The following is a 2,462-nucleotide window of genomic DNA, read 5'->3' on the forward strand; positions in this document are numbered from 1 at the left end:
TGAAGCTGAATGTGCCAGCTCTTCTGCAGAGAAGCCTGCGTTCAACGAATGCTATTGAATCCAGCTTTAGTATGGTGTCCAAAAACATAAGGAACGTGAAGAACTGGAAAAACGGCACTATGGTACAGCGCTGGGTCTCTTCATCGTTGCTCGATGCCGAAAGCCGAGCCCATCGCATTTCAGGATACCGCTCCATGAGCATCCTGATCACTGAAATTCAGCGGTTAACAACCGTTGTTGACATAGATGGCATAGAGAATGAGAGCAAATCAGCGTAATACTACGTCACTCAAATTCTACGGCATTAGGGACAAGCTCATCTATTAAAAAAACGTTATGAAAGCATAATATCCATCACTTTTAACAATTGGCAAGAAATTAATTAGTATATTTGAAACAATCAAATAACAATATAATAACATATTAGGTAAAAATATTATAATACCTAAAACAAAAATACAATTCATAGTATTACCTGCCATGTAAACAGCTGCTCGTTTATACTGAGGAAGAAAATAACTATAAGATGTATCTACATAAAAAGCTGGATATATAAAAACAAGCTTAAAACCCAACCTTAAACTTACTATCCCTATTAAACCATTTTAAAAAAAAGAATATGTCCTAATTCATGAATCACTATATTTATTAATAAAACGAATGAAGCTTTTAAAAAGTTAACATCGACTATTACATATTGAGCCTTAAAAAAATATGTTATCATGGTAACAATTATAATTGTTACCATGATAAGCATATATGCAATATTATCCTTAATAGTCTTTTCTATAACTAACCCGTCTTTATCAAACATTGAAGAAAAAGTATCTTTATCAAGGTGATAAAAAGAATTTTTTTCTTCAACTATGTATAATTCTTTTTTTTTCTTCCATAGCTATTGTATAATTCTGATATTTATAAATATCCAATAAAAATCCTTTTCATATAATTCTCTCATAAACCAATCGTCTTTAAATAAAAATTCACAGAGTTCGCATGGGGATGAAATTTCTTTAGGATAGATAATATTATTATTCTTCATAAATTCAATATAAGGATTAAAGCCCTCAATAAACAATGTATAAAAAATGTTATTGTGTTTGATAGATTTGATAATTGATTCCAATGATTTTTCTCTTAAATTGCCAATTTTTAATATTGTATTCTCAATTACTTGTGAACAACAAGGGTAAACATCTAAAGTGGGAGTTATTAATAACTCTCCTGATAATGAACCTATACATTTTGCTTCATGTTTTTCTAGATTTAATAACTTAATAAATCTTGTTTCTGGAAAGTCATTAGCTGCACCTGTATTAATCCTGAAATCGGCAAGTAAATAGCTTCACAGTGGTCAACAGTACCTGAATCCGTATTAATAACCAGATGTATCCAAATATCCTAATCACATTTACCCTACTGCTTTTTTATCCGCTAATTAACCGGAAAATGAGTAACATTAACCACCACCCTGTTTCCGATAGGATGTTTTGAGATCCGTATCTTGTTTATAATACAGTCTTATTTGTCGTGTTTAAGCATCTTATAGGGTACAGCCGTTGGACTACCAGGTAAAGAAATTCCATCCAGGTTAGTTTTGACCTGATTGATCACTGTTTCCAGCCACTTGTTGGCAGCCAAACGGATATGTCTATAGCGTCCATTACCCACGATGTTGCCCGGTACACAAAGCACTTTGCGCCTGATGGTTTTTGCACGGCAGTTTTTGACCTCGTCAGGCATGGTGGCTTCTTTGAACCAGAGCATGAGATTGTAACTAATGGCCTTTACCAGCATGTAGGCCTCATTTTTGACAAAGGTATGCTGGCTTGCTTCATCAACAGCAAAACCATCTTTTAGTTCATTTATCCACAATTCACAGGTGCCGCGTTTGTTGTAGAAACGCCAGGCTTCTTCAGGAGACATATCATTAGTCTCAATGTTGGTTACTATGGCTTGGTATTGATAGCATTCAGGGTGGTCTATATATAATTGGCCTGTTTTGGGGTCTTTTTTCTGACAAATAACGATGAACCGTCTGGCCTTGTTCCAGCTTGGTAACGGGACTGTTAGTTCAGCAATGCTGTAACATTCATCTAGCTCCTGCCAAAGGTTTTGTTCTTTTAGGTAATTAACGATCTTTTTTAAACCACTTCGCATAGGGGCTTTACAGACATATAAAAGAGAGAATTTCATAATTCAAAAATCAAAGTTTAAACAAAAATTAACAACTGGACCACCGCTTTTGATTAACAAATAACGGCAGCGCATGGAGCATTACTGGTAAATAATAGCTACTAGTTACAAAAAGGCAGACACCACCCCCTTGGTAATTAAAGTGCTTTCTTGATTAGAATTAAGCTGCTTTTTGTTCTCTTTCAGCTGTATTGACGGCTGTTACTGTAGCTATCAGCGCTATTGCACAAAGGTAGGCGTGAGTTTCTACCTTTTTAGTACCCTGA

2 protein-coding genes and 1 pseudogene are annotated in these 2,462 nt (G+C 34.8%); 1 reads left to right on the forward strand and 2 read right to left on the reverse strand.

What is annotated here, in order from left to right:
• Positions 1 to 278 (forward strand): annotated as a pseudogene (locus SSCH_RS20100) (hypothetical protein); the annotation flags it as partial.
• Between the two features lie 617 nt (positions 279 to 895).
• Here the strand turns inward: SSCH_RS20100 and SSCH_RS21815 are convergent.
• Positions 896 to 1,321, reverse strand: a complete 426-nt coding sequence (locus SSCH_RS21815; protein WP_084710982.1) for an SPASM domain-containing protein — start codon at positions 1,319 to 1,321, stop codon at positions 896 to 898.
• 200 nt (positions 1,322 to 1,521) lie between these two features.
• Positions 1,522 to 2,196 (reverse strand): transposase, encoded by a 675-nt coding sequence (locus SSCH_RS06525; RefSeq protein WP_052835401.1) that lies wholly within the window; start codon positions 2,194 to 2,196, stop codon positions 1,522 to 1,524.
• Positions 2,197 to 2,462: the final 266 nt, after the last annotated feature.

Origin of the sequence: Syntrophaceticus schinkii, assembly GCF_000946815.1 — a bacterium.
Taxonomy (GTDB): Bacteria; Bacillota; DSM-12270; order Thermacetogeniales; family Thermacetogeniaceae; genus Syntrophaceticus; species Syntrophaceticus schinkii.

Coding starts and splice junctions, on each gene's coding strand:
- SSCH_RS06525 (WP_052835401.1), bottom strand. CDS start 2,196: ATGAAATTCTCTCTTTTATATGTCTGTAAAGCCCCTATGCGAAGTGGT.